This is a genomic window from Actinocrinis sp., assembly GCF_035938995.1.
Taxonomy (GTDB): Bacteria; Actinomycetota; Actinomycetes; order Streptomycetales; family Catenulisporaceae; genus DASZGI01.
This window is the reverse complement of the sequence record NZ_DASZGI010000282.1, coordinates 1-15,160: the sequence shown is the minus strand read 5'-3', so window position 1 is coordinate 15,160 and position 15,160 is coordinate 1. Positions and strand designations below refer to the sequence as shown.

Below are 15,160 nucleotides of genomic sequence, written 5' to 3'. Positions count from 1 at the left end.
GCGGCGGAGCGCTCACGCGCCGCCGCCCCGGATCCGCTCACTTGAACCGCTGGTACATCTCCTCGGGGATGATCGGCTGGTGGTAGGTGCACTCGCCGGACAGCACCGTCGAGCCGTGCAGCCGGGACAGCGGGATGAACACCTTGTCGCCGGTGGCCAGGTCGATGCGGTGGGTGATGTTGTTCCAGAAGTGCATCTGGCCGGCCTCGATCACCACCAGGCGGTGGTCGTCGTGCACGTGGGTGGTGGAGGTCTCCTCGTGGCTCTCCACGAAGGTGTCCAGGTCGATCTCGATCTTCTCGGCCTCGATGTGCGCGTGCAGCCGCTCGGCCAGGTCCTTGCAGGCGGGGATGTCGTCGGCCCACTCCAGCTGGTCGGCCAGGTCGCCGTCCCAGATCTCGGCCAGGGAGGCGGCGTCGGCGAACCCGGCCGCGGCCTGCTCGGCCGCGGCGTCGCCGTAGGCGGCGACGGCGCCGAAGATCGTGTCGGTCAGGTCGCCGATCCCGGCGCGGGAGAGGACCGGCAGCTTGTCGAAGTAGGCCGGGCGGGTGCCGAGCCCGTCCTCGAAGACCTCTGCGAAACGCGCGGCCGTCGCCGCCTCGTCGACCAGCAGGTGCAGGTACGCGCCGAGGAAGGCGAACGCGTTCTCCCGCTTGGCCGCCAGGGTGTGCAGGTGGTTGCCGCGGGCCAGCGAGGAGCCGAGGTTCAGCTGCCAGTAGCCGCCGGGGGTCGTGGTCATGCCGGCCAGGTCGAGCAGGTCGGCGTACTGGGCGGACAGCTCGGCGCGGTCCAGGTACGGCTTGAGCAGGGAGGTGCGCAGCGCACCGGGGACGGCGCCGTGCTCGCCGACCGCGTTGCGGCCGACTGCCGCCCAGGCGGCGGGGGCGAAGGCGCTGTACTGGATCATGGTGAACGTGGCGGACTCGCGGCGGCCCTTGGTGGAGAGCGCGGCCTTGAAGGCGCGGCCGGGCTCGGCGGTGCGGCGGTCGTACTCGGCCAGCACGCGCTGCTTCAGGCCGGCGGCCGTGATGCCGGCGCTCTCGGGGCGGCGCGCCTCGAGGAAGGTGAACAGGTGGCGCTCGAGCACGGGACCGGCGAGCACCGCGTTGAGCCGGTTGGACTCGTTGTAGAAGAACGGGTGCTCGGCGGCAGCGGCGGCGCTGTCGCCGGCCGGGACCATGAGCTGGTCGAGGTCGTGGACGTTGCGCAGCATCCGGTGGCCCAGCAGGGCGCTGAGCTTGAGGCAGTCCGCCTCGGGCATGGGGACGCTGTAGTCCAGCCAGGACAGATCGTCGGGCCGCACCGGGCGGCGGAACGGGACGTCCGGGGTGGACAGTTCGCTCCACTCGGCCGCGCGGAAGGCCGGGTTCGCGGCGAAGGCGCGGACCAGGGCGTGCGGGTCCGGCAGCTCGACGGGCGCGGGCGCGCCGACAACGGTTGCGGTGGTCATCGAAGGTGGCCTCTCCTAGAGGACTTGGCTCAGGTCAGGACGTGCTGGGGCGGGCGGCGGCCGCGGCGGCGCCGAAGCCGAAGGGGCAGGTGGGGAAGACGTCCGAGTCGTCCTCCGCGATGTAGTACTGGCGCCACTCGAAGTTGGACGGGTCGCCGTAGTCGCCCATCGAGGGGTGCGCGGGGGCGTTGTCCCAGGCGAGCAGGCGCTTGCGGATCCGGCGGCGGGCGACGGTGCCGGCCGGTGTGCCGCCCTCGATGCCCTCGAACACGGTGCGGGGCTGGAACAGCAGGACCAGGGTGTCGCAGAGGTTGCGGGAGCGGCGCACGCTGTGGGTCGGCGCCGCGCCGAAGACGAACAGGGGGTGGCCGTGGAAGCTGAACTCCCAGTTGGGGTCCTCGGGCAGCTTCGGCACGTCGTGCGGCCAGGGCTGGGTGTCCGCGGCGTTCAGGCTGCTGAGCAGCCGCCAGAACTGCTGCCCGTACTCCTTGTGGGTCCTGGGAATCCCGTCGGGCTCGACGAAGATCGCGAACACCTTGCGCAGCTCGGCCTCCGGTTGCGCGTAGTCCAGGAACGCGGCGAGCGCGGGGGCCAGGTCGTCGTGCCGCCCCGTCTCCAGCCAGGTGGTGTAGAGCAGTCCCCATTCCATGGCGTTGCGGCCGAAGTGGCACGGGTACTCCACCTGGCCGACGTTCAGCCGGAAGGAGGCCAGTGCGCGCTTGTACCACTCCGGCTCGTCCGCGGGGCGTTCGTCGGTCGTGGTGTCCACCATGCGGACGCGATAGTTCTCAAGCCTGGTCACCGCATCGAGCAGCGGTGTTTGCGTGATCGACGTCATGGCGCCTCCAAAGTCACGCCGTCGTGCGCGGGTGCGCACCATGTCCAAGTCCCCTCCGGCCGGCCGGCGACGAGGACTTTTTCTAGGGAGTTGTCAAGAGAAGGTACGAACGGGAGTCATAGAGGCGCTGAAGTCGCGCATGCGGACGGCTTAGTGCAACGCGCTGGTCAGGACAGCAGCCGGGCCGCGGCGGCGGGCGGGGTCCCGATTGACGGCCCCGGCGGGCGGCCTTAGCGTGATCGGCGCGGGCGAGCGGGGATCGGCGCAGTGCTTCGGGGCGCGGGCCACCGCGGGGTCGGCCGCGCCCGTCACGCAAGGCCGCCCACCGGGAGGATCCTTGAGCCAGTCGCGCAGATTCCGGGTCGCGATCGTGGGCGCCGGGGCGATCGCAGAGTCCGCGCATCTGCCGGCGTTGCGCGCGCACGCGGAGCGGGTCGAGTTGGTCGCGGCGGTGGATGTCGACCCGGAGCGGGTCGCGGCGTTCGCCCGGGAGCACGGCGTCGCGGGCGCGTACAGGTCGCTCACCGAGATGCTGGAGAAGCAGAAACCTGATTTGGTCCATGTGTGCACGCCGCCCGCGGCGCACGTGGACGCGGTGATCGAGTGCCTACAGGCCGGGGCGTGGGTTCTCGTGGAGAAGCCGCCGGTGTTGTCGCTGGCCGAATACGACCGCATCGAGCGGTCTGAGCGGCCGGGCGGCCCGTACGCGAGCGTGGTGTATCAGCACCGGTTCGGTTCGGGGGCGCTTCGGCTGGCCCGGCTGGCGGCCGCGGGACAGTTGGGGCGGCCGCTGGTCGCCCAGTGCGTGACGGCCTGGTATCGCGATGCCGCGTACTACCAGGTGCCGTGGCGCGGAACGTGGGCGAGCGAGGGCGGCGGCCCGACGATGGGACACGGGATCCACCAGATGGATCTGCTGCTGGCGATCCTCGGCGACTGGGCCGAGGTGCGTGCGATGGCCGGGCGGCTGGACCGGGCGGTGGAGACCGAGGACGTGTCGCTGGCGTCGGTGCGTTTCGAGTCGGGCGCGCTCGCGTCGGTGGTCAACAGCGTGCTGTCGCCGCGGGAGGAGAGCCTCCTGCGGTTCGACTTCGAGGACGCCACGGTGGAGGTCACCCACCTCTACGGCTACACCGATGCCGACTGGAAGTACACGCCGAGCCCGCGTGTGGCCGCCGACACCGACCGCGTCGCCGCGTGGACCGCGCCGGACCGGAGCGTCGACAGCTCGCACGCGGCGCAGCTCACATACGTCCTGGACGCGTTGGAGCGCGGCGAGCGGCCGCCGACGAGCGGTCACGCGGGGCGGGCGGCGCTGGAGCTGATCACCGCGCTTTACCGGTCTGCGTTTACCGGGACGCCGGTGCTTCGCGGCGAGATCGGACCGTCAGACCCCTTCTACCACCGGCTGCACGGCGACATCCCCGGCTGGGCGCCGCACACCGCGTCGGCGCACGCGACGCGGGAATCAGAGCCGGAACTGCCGCGGCGCGGCGCTGCGGACGGCGGCGTGGTCTCCAGTGTTGACGGCGCCGCAGTCCTGCACCGCGAGCCGAGTTCGGTGCTGAGCGGCAGGGTCGGCGAGGTGGAGATCCTGCGCTACCACTACCGGCCCGACCTCCCCCAGTCCGAATGCCCGAGCCCTTACTTCCATCCGCTGCGGACGCTGTCCGGCGGCGTCGTCACCGCGAATCGCCCGCACGACCACCGGTGGCACAAGGGCCTGGCGATGACCGCGTCGCACCTGACGGGCCAGAACTTCTGGGGCGGCGGCACCTATGTGCACGACGCGTCCGGCTCGGGTTACGTCGACCTGCCGAACGTCGGGCGGCTCGACCACGTGGGCTTCGAGGACGGCTTCGAGGACTCAGCCCCAGCCGACGCAGCGCTCGAAAACACAGCGCTCGATGATGCAGTGTTCGATGATGCAGCATTCGATGACACAGGGCCGCGCGACGGCTTCGCCGAGCGGGTCGCCTGGCGGGCCGCGGACGGCGAGCTCTGGATCACCGAACGGCGCCGGGCGCGCATCCGCGACGTGGACCCGCGCGACGGCAGCTGGGCGCTGGAGTTCGCGACCGAGTTGCGCAATGTGCGCGGCTCGGCGCTGGAGTTCGGCAGCCCGACCGTGTTCGGGCGCGAACTGGCCGGCTACTGCGGCTTTTTCTGGCGCGGGCCGCGCTCGTTCACCGGAGGGACGGTCCGCGCCGCCCAGGGGCGGGAAGGCGAGCCGACCGCCATGGGCCAGACCTCGCCGTGGCTGGCCTTCACCGGCCGGTTCGACCAGATCGACGGATCGGCCACGCTGCTGTTCGTCCCCGACCCGGACAATCCCGGCGGCGAGCCGTACTGGTTCGTGCGCACCGAGCCGTTCCCCGTGGTCAACCCGTCGCTCGCGTATTACACGCCCCTGGAACTGGCCGCGGGCGAGACCCTGAGCCGCCGCTACCGCCTGGTCGTGGCGGACGGAGAATGGGATCACGAGCGGATCGAAGCCTACGTCGCGGAGCACCCATGGTGAGCCAGCCCGATCAGGACCGGTCCGGAACCGCCGGCCTCGCCACGCAGGTGCCGATCTTCCCCGGCGGCACAGCGGTCTCCGGCCTTCAGGTCTACCCGTGGCCCGCCGCCGACGACCTGTGCGGCGGCTCCCCGCACGCGCACCTGGCCTGCACCGAGGCATACGTGGTGGTCGAGGGTGAGGGAACGCTGCACACGCTCACCGCGGCCGGGCTGACCGAGACTCCGTTGCGGCCGGGCACCGTCGCCTGGTTCGGACCCGGCACGATCCACCGCGCCGTGAACGGAGACGGCCGGCTGCGCGCGATCGTCGTGATGCAGAACGCGGGCCTGCCCGAGGCGGGCGACGCGGTCCTGACCTTTCCGCCGGAGATCCTGGCCGACCCGGAGGCTTACCGGCGCGCCGCCGCGCTCGCGGCAGGCGGCGTCTCGCACGCGGTGGACGAGACGTCCGCCCGCGCGCGGCGAGACCTCGCGGTCGAGGGATTCGGCCGGCTGGTGGAACGCACCAGCGCGGGCGACGCCTCCGCCCTCGCGGATTTCTATCGGCAGGCTGTGGCGCTGCGCCGGGATCGGATCGAGGCGTGGTGGAAGATCTGGCGCGAGGGCCCGGCCCAGGCGGTCGACCGCACCGCAGAGCATTTCGGCGCCCTCGAACGCGGCGACGTCGCGCACCTGATGGCCGCGGCGATGCAGGTCCGGCAGGCCCCTGAGCCAGAGGATCGGGCGTTCGGGATGTGCGGACGGCTGGACACCTATGAACTGCGGACGGTCCCGAGCGCGGGGTGAAGCTGACACCGGTGAAGGCAACAGCGGTAAAGCTGACAGCAGTGAAGCCAACACTGCGTGAAGCTCACAGCGGCGAAGCTCACGCTGGGTGAAAGTTTCGCGGCTAACCGGCGCCCCTGCGGAAAACCGGCCGACGCGGACGGCCGACCGGTGGCCCGCCCCGGCTGGACCGGATCGCGCCATGTGCGCAGACTTGGGATATGCCCGAGCTTCCTGAGGTGACCGCGCTCGCCGACTTCCTGAACCGGCGGGCGGCCGGACTCGCCGTGGCGCGAGTGGATCCGGCCGCCTTCTACGCCATGAAGACCTTCGACCCGCCGGCCTCCGCACTGTCCGGCCTCACCGTGGTCGGCGCCGGGCACCGGGGCAAGTTCGTCACGGTCGACCTCGGCACCGTCCACTTGATCTTCCACCTCGCGAAGTCCGGCTGGCTGCAGTGGCGCGACGACCTGCCGACCACTCCCCCGCGCCTCGGCAGAGGCCCGCTCGCGCTGCGGGTGCGCCTGGAGAACAACTCCGGCTGGGACCTGACCGAGGCGAGCACGGAGAAGCGGCTGGCCGTCTACATCGTCGCGGACCCGGAGCAGGTGCCCGGGATCGCGAAACTCGGGCCCGAGCCGCTGGACCCCGCGTTCGACGTCGCGGCGCTCGCCGGGATCGTGGCCGGACGGCGCAAGCAGCTCAAGGGGCTGCTCACCGAGCAGACGACGATCGCCGGGATCGGCAACGCCTACAGCGACGAGATCCTGCACATGGCCAAGCTCTCCCCGTTCAAGCTGGCCGACACGCTGACCGCCGAGGAGACCGAGCGGCTGCACGCGGCGATCATCGCGATCCTGACCGAGGCGATCGACCGCAGCATCGGTCAGGAGGCCGCGACGCTCAAGGAGGAGAAGCGGTCCGGGATGCGAGTGCACCGGCGCACCGGCGAGGCCTGCCCGGTGTGCGGCGACACGATCCGCGAGGTGAGTTTCGCCTCCTCGGCCCTCCAGTACTGCCCCACCTGCCAGACCGGCGGCGTGCCGCTGGCCGACCGGCGGCTGTCGAAATTCGGCATCCGGGACTGACGTTCCACGGCACTATGTCGTCAGGGCGCTGTCCCGGCGCCCCGCATCCGCCTGACGCCCCGTCCGGGCGCACCGTAGGGACCGCTGCCGTTCATACGCGTGTGACCCAGGGCGCGGATGTGACGAGATAACATCCAAGCTCGCGCAGCGCGGGCGCCCGGAGGTCTTGGGAGAGACCGCCGAGCACGCGCGCGACGGCTCATCCTTGCTCACACGCACTTCAGCACCGCCCACGGCACTGCTGAGCCACGGCGTGCCGTGGCCCAGCGATGACATTCGACGGTTCGGGCTCAAACATGTCTTCGAACAGTCGAACCCAGACCAGGGGGCGGACTCGCATGAAGAGCTATCACCTCGATACCTGTATAGGTCCCTCGGGGCTCGTGATCCGGGAGCACGACGTGCCCAGACCCGGGCCGAGACAGGTGCTGATCAGGGTCCGGGCGAACGCGATCTCGCACCGGGAGGGGATGATCCTGTCCGGCACCTACCCCCTGCCGGTCAAGCCGGGGCTCGTGCCGCTGTGCGAGGGGGCCGGGGAGGTGGTCGCCGTCGGCGAGGAGGTGCGCCGGGTGCGCCCAGGCGAGCGCGTGGCGGCCAACGTCTTCCCCAGGTGGATCGACGGGCCGCTGCGCTGGGAGGTGACCGACCAGCTCGGCAGCAGCGTCGACGGGCTGCTCACCGAGTACGCGGTCCTGGACGAGGACGCCCTGGTGCACATCCCGGAGCATCTCTCTTACACGGAGGCCGCCGCGCTGCCGCTGGCAGCGCTGACGGCGTGGAACGCGCTCACCGGAGTACGCGCGCCCGGCCCAGGCGAGACCGTGCTCATCCTGGGCTCGGGCAGCGTGAGCTTGTTCGCACTCCAGTTCGCGAAGCTGGCCGGGGCGCGGGTGATCGTCACCACCTCGTGCGAGGAGCGGGCCGAGCGTCTGCGGGAGATGGGGGCCGATGCGACCGTCGACTACCACAAGGTGCCGGACTGGCCCGATGTCGTCAGAGCCCTGACGGGCGGGCGGGGGGCCGACCACGTCGTCGAGGTCGCCGGCGACCTGCGGCGGTCGCTACGCGCGGTGGCTCTGGAGGGCCAGGTGTCGTACATCGGGTTCTGGCTGGCCGGTCCGGACGCGCGGCCGGTGGACTGCGCGACCCTGTTCTTCTCCGGCTGCCTGGTCCGCTGCGTCGCGATCGGCAGCCGCAGCCAGTTCGCCGCGATGAACCTCGCCGTCGAGGAGCACCTGCTGCGGCCGGTCCTCGACCGTGTCTTCGGGTTCGAGGAGGCCCGCGAGGCCTGCGACTATTTCCTGTCCGGACGTCGCTTCGGCCGGGTGGTCGTCAGCCACGAATGAGGCGCGCGCGGCGCCGGTGGGCCGCCGTCGTGGGGAAACGGTCGGCGGCCGGAACCGGCCGGGGGTGCCGCAACGCCTTCATTTCGTGCCTCACGCCGTGTTCCTTGTCTTACATTCTGTTCCTGTTCTTACACCGTTCCTGTTCTTACACCGTTCCTGGTCTTACACCGTTCCTGGTCTTACACCGCGTTGCTGCCGGTCTCGCGGACGAGCGCCGGGTTCACTGTGCCGCAGCGGGTGCGCGGCCGGTCTCCTGGGGGATGCCCATCTTCTCGACGAGGGCGACCGCGGTGCGTGCGGCCTCCTCGACCGGCATGAGCCGGGGCAGCCCGTGGATCCGCGCGATCGTGTCGAGCCGCTGCTCGATCGTGCCGCCGACCAGGTCGTACCGGATGCCCAGCTGCTCGAGCGTGGCCAGCAGGAGCTCGTCGGACAACCGGCGGAACCCCTCGGAGATCGGCCGGTGGCCGTCGGCCACCAGCGGGAACTCGATCGGCAGATGGACGAAGGCGTCGTAGGACCGCACCGCGTGGTCCTTCATCACCGCGCCCATGTGATCGATGACCTGCTCGAAGAAGCCGTTCTCGATCTGCGGCGGCTCGTCGGCCGGCAGCGCGCCCTCCGGGTTGAGGCCGAAGCGCACCCGCACCTTGCCGTAGACCCACTCGTGCAGCGAGGAGCCGTCCGAGATGAAGTCGCCGGGCAGCTGGCTCTCGCGCGCGACCCGGTCGACGAGGCGGCGCAGGCCCAGCTCGACCAGTTCGCCGGCGTCGCACTCTTCCAGCCGCTTGCCCGGCACGGCGTACGGGAGGATCTCCCGCATCGTCTTGGCCTGGGTGCGCGGAATGCCGGTGAGGATCTCGAGTCCGACCGCGACCGTCGTCTTGCCGGAGGAGTAGGTACCGGAAACGGCCAGTCTCATCGGGAATTCCCGATGAGGGTCACAGCCCGGTGCGGGTTGGCGGACCGCTCTGCCTCTGCGCGATCCGACACCCAGTCGGGCAGCCGGTGTGCGACCGAGCCGGTCTGTTCGATGCCGTGGCAGAACGCGACGGTGTCGAGGATCCGCCACCGCGCGCCGTCGAGCTCGACGGTCCGGTTCTTGGTCACCGCCAGCGCTCCGGAGAACTGTCCCGGCGCCGGACGGTACGGGTCCGGGCTCTCCATCGAGATCGAGCGCAACCACATCGTGTCGGTCTGGCCGCGTTGGAGCCCGTCGGTGCGGTAGAGGATCACCTCGGCCAGCTGGGCGGTCAGCACGATGCTGTCGATCATCGAGACAGCGGGCTGGTACGCCCCCTCGAGGCCGCCGACCGGTTCGCGCCCGGCTTCGGGCGCGGAACGCACCGCCGCCTCGGCGTAGGTGTTGGCGGTGTCGAGCCCGACATCGCGCACGTCGTACTGGTTGTTGCGGTAGCCGCTGCCGAAGTAGCGGTCGTCCGCCGGGCCCAGCAAGTCGTCCACGTCGCGGTACGAGGCGTCGGCCGGCGACCGGTCGGTGACCTCGTGCATGACCGCGCAGCGCAGCTTCATGGTGCCGATGACGCACTCGAACACGGATATCCGGATCCGGTGCCTCCCGCCTTCGACCGGTCCGGTCGCCTTGAGCCTGGCGTTGACCGTGAACCCGGCGAGGTTCTCCTGGGGCCGCGAGCCGGCCCGGATGTCGACGCGGCGCAGCCACATCCGGGCGCGCTGTGCGTCGTCGAGGCCGTAGCGGTGGGCCAGATACGCTTCGCACAGCGAGACGCCGAGCACGAGGGTGTCGACGGAGCTCACGTGCGGGGCGTGGACCGCGGTCGCGTCCTTGCGGGCCCAGTCGCCGGGGTAGCCGACCGTCGCCGACGCGCTGACGCGGGCGGAGGAATCCCCCGCCGTCTCGATCTCGACGTCGCGCAGGCGGTGGTCCACTCTCCGGTAGCCGCTGCCGAAGAAGCGGTCGCGGGCCGGGCCGAGCAGGTCGTCGATCGCATCGACGGTGACTGATGTTTGACGGCTGACGCCGCCGAGAAGACCATGGGTGGAGGAACAGAGCATCGAACTTTCCTTCCCTGACCAATCGGATACTGCGGTGGTGCGGGAGGATTGACCCTTCGGGTCAAGAAGCGGACACGTGAACACAGGCCGCGGCGAAGGAGTTCATGGTGCTTTGTGCCATTCGCAGTAGCCGCCGCATAAAGCCTCCCCGTGTCTTGGCTGGTGGCGCCTACAGCAAACAAACCTACCAGTAGGATTTTTTTGTGGCAAGGGTGCTCGGACACCCTCTGCGCCCTGGCCTGGTCGGGCCGAAGAGCGCTAGCATTTTGACAAGACAGGTAACCGGGTAGGAGCGCATCACGGGGGTGAGCCCTCACCCACTCGACATACCGCGTGCGTGGTTTTGAAGACCGCGTGACACCCTAAGGCGGCCCCTGACCTGATGCCACAGCAAGAGCGAGCACAGCGCACCCGCGACACCGTCCTGCGGGCGGCCGGTGAGGCCTTCGCCGAGAAGGGCTTCCTCGGCACGAGCATGGCGGACATCTTCGCCCGGGCGGGGGTGACCAAGGGTGCGCTCTACTTCCACTTCTCCTCCAAGGAGGAGCTGGCGTTCGCCGTCATCAGCGCGGGCGAGGAACTGGGCAACGTGGTGGTCCAGGAAGTGCTGGCCAGCGATGCTCCCCCGCTGCAGAAACTCATCGACATCTCGATCCGCTGGGCCTCGTACATCCAGACCGACCCGATCGTGCGGGCCAACGTGCGCCTGATCGTCGAGCAGGGCACATACAGCCGGGACGTGCCGAACTCGTACGATCCCTGGGAGCAGGTCGCCAGCCTCCTGCTGAAGGATGCCCAGGAGCGCGGCGAGCTCGAGCGGTCCGTCGACGTGAAGGCGCTGGCCGAGTTCATCGTCGCGGCCTTCACCGGGGCGCAGATCGTCTCGTACGCCACCTCCGGCTACAAAGACCTGGTCAGGCGGGTCGAGAACATGTGGCAGCTGCTGCTGGTCGGGCTGGTGCCGCAGGGCAATCCGATCATCTTCTTCTCGCGTCCCTATCGCTGACGTCCGGCCCGCGCAGGGTGGTGTTCGGCGGATGCCGGTCGGCTCCGCCCGCGGTTCCGCGCCCGCGCTCGGCGGATTCGCGCTCCTCGCGGGTCTGGGCGGGCAGCAGCGCCCGGCCCTGGTCCGTCCCCGCGCTCATGTCGGCGCCCCGCGTGACATCACCCTGAACGACTGCACCGCCCGCCTCGGCGGTTTCTGACGCCACGTCAGTTTTTTCTGACACCGCGTCAGTCATGTCTGACACTGCGTCAGCCGCCGGCGGGCTTGTGTCGCGGTCCGGCGCGGGGGCGATCCGGCCGGCCGGCTCGTAGAGTCCCGCCTCGTCGGCCGGGACCACCCCGGGCAGCATCAGCCGCCACACCGAGGACAGGAGGGCCTGGTCGTAGTGCTCGGGGTACTTGCGGAAGACCAGCTCCAGCCCGGTCAGCAGGGAGCCCAGCGGCCTGGGCCAGTCCGGCGGGTCGTCCGGGCCGCCGGTGGCGAGCTGCTCGATCAGGCCCGGCCAGTCGATCGCCAGGCCCGAGCCCGGATCGGGGAACAGGGCCGGGTCGGCGCCGAGGCTCAGTCCCGCGCGCAGGACCGGGTCGGCGGCCAGCCGCAGCAGCACGACATGGCTGAGGTCGATCAGCAGCTGCACCGGCAGCTCGGTTCCGCCCCGGCGCGCGAGCAGCGGGCCGATCAGGGCGTCGAGGCTGCCCCGGGCCTGGCTGACCACGGCGTATGCCAGATCGCGTTTGGACGGGAAGTGGAAGTAGAGCGCTCCCTTGGTGACGGTGGCGCTGCGGGTGATGTCGGCCAGCGGCGCCGCCTCGTAGCCTTCGCGCTCGAAAACCCGAGCGGCGGCGTGGATGATCGCTTCGCGTGTGCGCTCAGCCCGCTCCTGTCTCGCCACGGCCCTCTCCGAGTTCGCCCGGCGGGGCGGCACTGCCCCACCGCGGGATATTTTCCGACGTGGTGTCGGGATAACCGCCTTCACAGAAATCATACCACCCAAGCGGTTTTTCCTGGCAAGCCCGCGCGGGACACTGATCTCACCAGCCCTGCAACAGGTATGTAACAGGCAGGATGCTTGCCTAGCCTCGCACTCAGTGATAAAAAACCACTCATCTGGTTTTTTCTAGACGCTCGACGGCGAGGGGGAACCGTGGACTTCTCCGTACTCGGACCCATCGAGGTCCGTGACCAGCACGTCGACGTCACTCCGGCGGCTGCCATGCCGCGGCGGGTGCTGGCCACCCTGCTGCTGAACAAGGACCGGGTCGTGTCCATCCCCACGCTGGTCGAGGAACTGTGGGACGCCGATCCGCCGCGACTGGCCCGCAAGACCGTGCAGACCTACGTCTACCAGCTGCGAAAAGCGCTCGCGTCCGGGCCGAGCGGAGGGTCTCGGCACCTGCTCGAGACCCGCCCGCAGGGCTACCGCATCCTGCTGGAGCCGGACGAGCTGGACGCCGCGGTCTTCGAGACCCGCGCCCGGGCCGGACGCGAGGCGCTGGCCGGCGGCGACGCGACCCGCGCGGCGTCCGCGCTGCGCGACGCCCTGGCACTCTGGCGCGGTGACGCGCTGATGGACCTGCTGCCCGGGCCGGTGCTCTCCGCGCAGGCCAGCCGGCTCGAAGACGTGCGGCGCGACGCGCTGGAGCGCCGGATCGAGGCGGACCTGCGGCTCGGCCGGCACCGCGACCTCATCGGGGAACTCAAGACCCTGGTGCTCAGGTATCCGGCGCACGAGGAGTTCTGCTCCCAGCTGATGCTGGCCGCCTACCGGTGCGGACGGCGCGACGAGGCGCTGACCGCGTACGACCGGCTGCGCCGCACCGTAGTCGACGAGACCGGGCTCGAGCCCTCCGAGCGGCTGCGCAGGCTGCACCACGACGTGCTGATCGACGCGCCGTCGCTCGGGTTCGAGGAGCCGCCGGCGCCGGCCAAGGACCGGGCGCCGAGCGAGCTGCCGGCCGGCCCGCACACCCTGGTCGGGCGGGCGCACGACCTGGCCCGGATCGGGGCCGCGCTGCGCCGCCGCCCCGACTCGGCCTCCCCGGGCCTGGCGGTGATCAGCGGGGCGCCCGGCGTCGGCAAGACCGCGCTGGCCCTGGTCGCCGCGCACCGGCTGCGCGACCGGTTCCCGGACGGCCAGTTCTACGCCGCGCTGCACACCGGCGCCGGCGCCCCGGCCGACCCGCTGCGCGTCCTGCGGGACTTCCTGCGCGCGGTGTCCGACGCCGACCCCCCGTCCCGGCTGGAGGCGGCCGCCTGCCGGTTCCGCAGCTGGACCGCGGACCGCAAGGTCCTGGTCGTGCTGGACGACGCGGCCTCCCCGGCCCAGGTCGCCCCGCTGCTGCCGAACGGCCTCGGCTGCGCCGCCCTGGTCACCAGCCGCGGGCCGCTGCCCGGCCTGCCGTCCGCCGGGACGGTCCGGCTCGGCGCGCTCGACCCCGGCGACGGCTTCCAGCTGCTCGCCGCGCTCGCCGGGGAGGCCCGGGTGCTCAAAAACCCCGAGGCCGCGCTGGAACTGCTCGAGCTGTGCGACAACCTGCCGCTGGCGATCCGGGTGGCGGCGGAGAAGCTGGCCGCGCACCCGATGCTCGGCTTGCCGGAGCTGGCCGCGGCGATGCGCCCGGAGCAGGACCGGCTCGGCGAGCTGCGGATCGGCGGCCTGGACGTGCGCCAGCGGCTGCGCGAGGCGTGCCGCCGGCTGGACCGGTCGGACCGGCGCGCGCTCGGCCGGCTCGGCGAGATCGGCCCGGCCGGCTTTGGACAGGAGCAGGCCGCCAAGGCCCTGTCGGCCGACCAGCGGCCCGCGCAGCAGATCGTCAACCGGCTGCTCGAGCTGAACCTCCTCGAGGAGATCTACACCGGCCAGGACGACACCTGGCCCTGGCTCTCGCGGCGGTACCGGGTGCCGACGCTGCTGCGCCTGGCGTGGGCCGACGGGGCGGCGCCGCACGAATCGCCGCGCGAGCCCGACCACGTGCGCTGCCGGCATCAGGCGCGCCCGATGACGAACACCGCGATCGTGCCCCGCTGCACCTGCTCGACTCGGCTGGCCAAGCGCCACCTGTAGAACGCACCTCCTCTGACACTGCACTCTTCGGCCTTGACCGGGGCGGCGGGGAACGCTTTTCTCCCCGCCGCGCGATCTACAGCCGCCCCAAAGCCCCGGTCAAGGTCGAAGAGCTATCAACACTGGTCAGGCCCGATGAGCCCTTAAGGGGCTCACAAGGTCAGCCACGCACCCTGATGACGCAATCGCCCGGCCCCTGGTGATCAGGCCGGTCAACCGCGACGATCGGAGAGCCAGGATGACGGTCCTCTCCCAAGCTCCCGAGGTCCTCGACGAGCTGGAGCCCACGGTCGGGAAGGCTGGCGGGAAGGCCGGCTCGCCCGAGCCGATCCCGCCCCGGCCGCCCGCGCCGGACACGGGGGAGCCCGGAAGCCTGCGTGCTGCCACCGCCCAGCTGCGCACGCGGATCGCGGCGGTGCACGAGGGAGACCCCAAGGCGTCCGAGCGGCAGCGGGCCAAGGGCAAGCTGACCGTGCGCGACCGGCTCGAGCTGCTGTTCGACGAGGGGACCTTCACCGAGATCGAGACCCTGCGCCGGCACCGCGCCACCGGGTTCGGGCTGGAGAAGAACCGGCCGGACAGCGACGGGGTGGTCACCGGCTGGGGGCGGGTCCACGGCCGCACGGTGTTCGCGTTCGCCCACGACTTCCGGATCTTCGGCGGGGCGCTGGGCGAGGCGCACGCCGCGAAGATCCACAAGATCATGGACATGGCGCTGTCCGCCGGAGCGCCGCTGGTCAGCCTGAGCGACGGCGCCGGAGCCCGGATCCAGGAGGGCGTCACGGCCCTGGCCGGCTACGGCGGGATCTTCCAGCGCAACACCCGCGCGTCCGGGGTGATCCCGCAGATCAGCGTGATCCTCGGGCCCTGCGCCGGTGGCGCCGCCTACTCCCCCGCGCTGACCGACTTCGTGTTCATGGTGCGCGGCACCTCGCAGATGTTCATCACCGGCCCCGACGTGGTGCAGGCGGTGACCGGCGAGAAGATCTCGATGGACGAACTCGGCGGCGCCGACACCCACGCGCGCGTCTCCGGCGTCG

12 protein-coding genes and 1 pseudogene are annotated in these 15,160 nt (G+C 71.1%); 8 read left to right on the top strand and 5 right to left on the bottom strand.

The genetic code is table 11. The features are described from left to right. Nucleotides 1-37: 37 nt before the first annotated feature. Together VGZ32_RS19620 and VGZ32_RS19615 are read right to left on the bottom strand one after the other, a co-directional pair. Nucleotides 38-1,450, bottom strand: coding sequence for a hypothetical protein (locus VGZ32_RS19620; protein WP_326887549.1), 1,413 nt, complete (start codon nt 1,448-1,450; stop codon nt 38-40). Between the two features lie 34 nt (nt 1,451-1,484). After that, nucleotides 1,485-2,288: a YqcI/YcgG family protein gene (locus VGZ32_RS19615; protein WP_326887548.1), complete on the bottom strand. Its 804-nt coding sequence runs from the start codon at nt 2,286-2,288 to the stop codon at nt 1,485-1,487. 337 nt (nt 2,289-2,625) lie between these two features. Between VGZ32_RS19615 and VGZ32_RS28805 the strand changes: the two are divergent. The 5 genes and pseudogenes from VGZ32_RS28805 to VGZ32_RS19595 form a co-directional block, all read left to right on the top strand. After that, nucleotides 2,626-3,726: pseudogene (locus VGZ32_RS28805) on the top strand (Gfo/Idh/MocA family protein); the annotation flags it as partial. Between the two features lie 72 nt (nt 3,727-3,798). Next, nucleotides 3,799-4,809 carry a PmoA family protein gene (locus tag VGZ32_RS28800; RefSeq protein WP_349263668.1) on the top strand — a complete coding sequence of 337 codons (1,011 nt, stop codon included), beginning with the start codon at nt 3,799-3,801 and terminating at the stop codon, nt 4,807-4,809. Then, nucleotides 4,803-5,597: a hypothetical protein gene (locus VGZ32_RS19605; RefSeq protein WP_326887546.1), complete on the top strand. Its 795-nt coding sequence runs from the start codon at nt 4,803-4,805 to the stop codon at nt 5,595-5,597. Before VGZ32_RS28800 ends, VGZ32_RS19605 begins: the two co-directional genes overlap by 7 nt. Before the next feature lie 200 nt (nt 5,598-5,797). Beyond that, nucleotides 5,798-6,664, top strand: a complete 867-nt coding sequence (locus VGZ32_RS19600; RefSeq protein WP_326887545.1) for an Fpg/Nei family DNA glycosylase — start codon at nt 5,798-5,800, stop codon at nt 6,662-6,664. 401 nt (nt 6,665-7,065) lie between these two features. Continuing rightward, on the top strand, nt 7,066-8,013 hold the full coding sequence (locus VGZ32_RS19595) for an NAD(P)-dependent alcohol dehydrogenase (protein ID WP_326887544.1): 948 nt from the start codon (nt 7,066-7,068) through the stop codon (nt 8,011-8,013). Between the two features lie 220 nt (nt 8,014-8,233). Here the strand turns inward: VGZ32_RS19595 and VGZ32_RS19590 are convergent, their stop codons facing one another. Next, nucleotides 8,234-8,935, bottom strand: coding sequence for an AAA family ATPase (locus tag VGZ32_RS19590; RefSeq protein ID WP_326887543.1), 702 nt, complete (start codon nt 8,933-8,935; stop codon nt 8,234-8,236). Further along, nucleotides 8,932-10,050, bottom strand: coding sequence for an AvrD family protein (locus tag VGZ32_RS19585; RefSeq protein WP_326887542.1), 1,119 nt, complete (start codon nt 10,048-10,050; stop codon nt 8,932-8,934). Before VGZ32_RS19585 ends, VGZ32_RS19590 begins: the two co-directional genes overlap by 4 nt. A gap of 382 nt (nt 10,051-10,432) precedes the next feature. On the opposite strand from VGZ32_RS19585, the gene VGZ32_RS19580 reads away from it, so the two are divergent. After that, the gene (locus VGZ32_RS19580; RefSeq protein ID WP_326887541.1) at nt 10,433-11,056 is read left to right on the top strand and encodes a ScbR family autoregulator-binding transcription factor; all 624 of its coding nucleotides are present in this window, start codon (nt 10,433-10,435) and stop codon (nt 11,054-11,056) included. Here VGZ32_RS19580 and VGZ32_RS19575 read toward each other — a convergent pair. Beyond that, nucleotides 11,028-11,948, bottom strand: a complete 921-nt coding sequence (locus VGZ32_RS19575; RefSeq protein ID WP_326887540.1) for a TetR family transcriptional regulator — start codon at nt 11,946-11,948, stop codon at nt 11,028-11,030. The genes VGZ32_RS19580 and VGZ32_RS19575 overlap by 29 nt on opposite strands. Nucleotides 11,949-12,200: 252 nt before the next feature. On the opposite strand from VGZ32_RS19575, the gene VGZ32_RS19570 reads away from it, so the two are divergent. Together VGZ32_RS19570 and VGZ32_RS19565 are read left to right on the top strand one after the other, a co-directional pair. Continuing rightward, nucleotides 12,201-14,120: an AfsR/SARP family transcriptional regulator gene (locus VGZ32_RS19570; protein WP_326887538.1), complete on the top strand. Its 1,920-nt coding sequence runs from the start codon at nt 12,201-12,203 to the stop codon at nt 14,118-14,120. A 238-nt stretch (nt 14,121-14,358) separates the two neighbouring features. After that, a partial coding sequence (locus VGZ32_RS19565) for a carboxyl transferase domain-containing protein (RefSeq protein ID WP_326887537.1) occupies nt 14,359-15,160 on the top strand: 802 nt, incomplete at its 3' end.

Bases quoted from the DNA above. Each gene is read 5' to 3' on its own strand.
- VGZ32_RS19580 (WP_326887541.1), top strand. From the start codon at position 10,433: ATGCCACAGCAAGAGCGAGCACAGCGCACCCGCGACACCGTCCTGCGG.
- VGZ32_RS19620 (WP_326887549.1), bottom strand. From the start codon at position 1,450: ATGACCACCGCAACCGTTGTCGGCGCGCCCGCGCCCGTCGAGCTGCCG.
- VGZ32_RS19585 (WP_326887542.1), bottom strand. From the start codon at position 10,050: ATGCTCTGTTCCTCCACCCATGGTCTTCTCGGCGGCGTCAGCCGTCAA.
- VGZ32_RS19590 (WP_326887543.1), bottom strand. From the start codon at position 8,935: ATGAGACTGGCCGTTTCCGGTACCTACTCCTCCGGCAAGACGACGGTC.
- VGZ32_RS19600 (WP_326887545.1), top strand. From the start codon at position 5,798: ATGCCCGAGCTTCCTGAGGTGACCGCGCTCGCCGACTTCCTGAACCGG.
- VGZ32_RS19615 (WP_326887548.1), bottom strand. From the start codon at position 2,288: ATGACGTCGATCACGCAAACACCGCTGCTCGATGCGGTGACCAGGCTT.
- VGZ32_RS19605 (WP_326887546.1), top strand. From the start codon at position 4,803: ATGGTGAGCCAGCCCGATCAGGACCGGTCCGGAACCGCCGGCCTCGCC.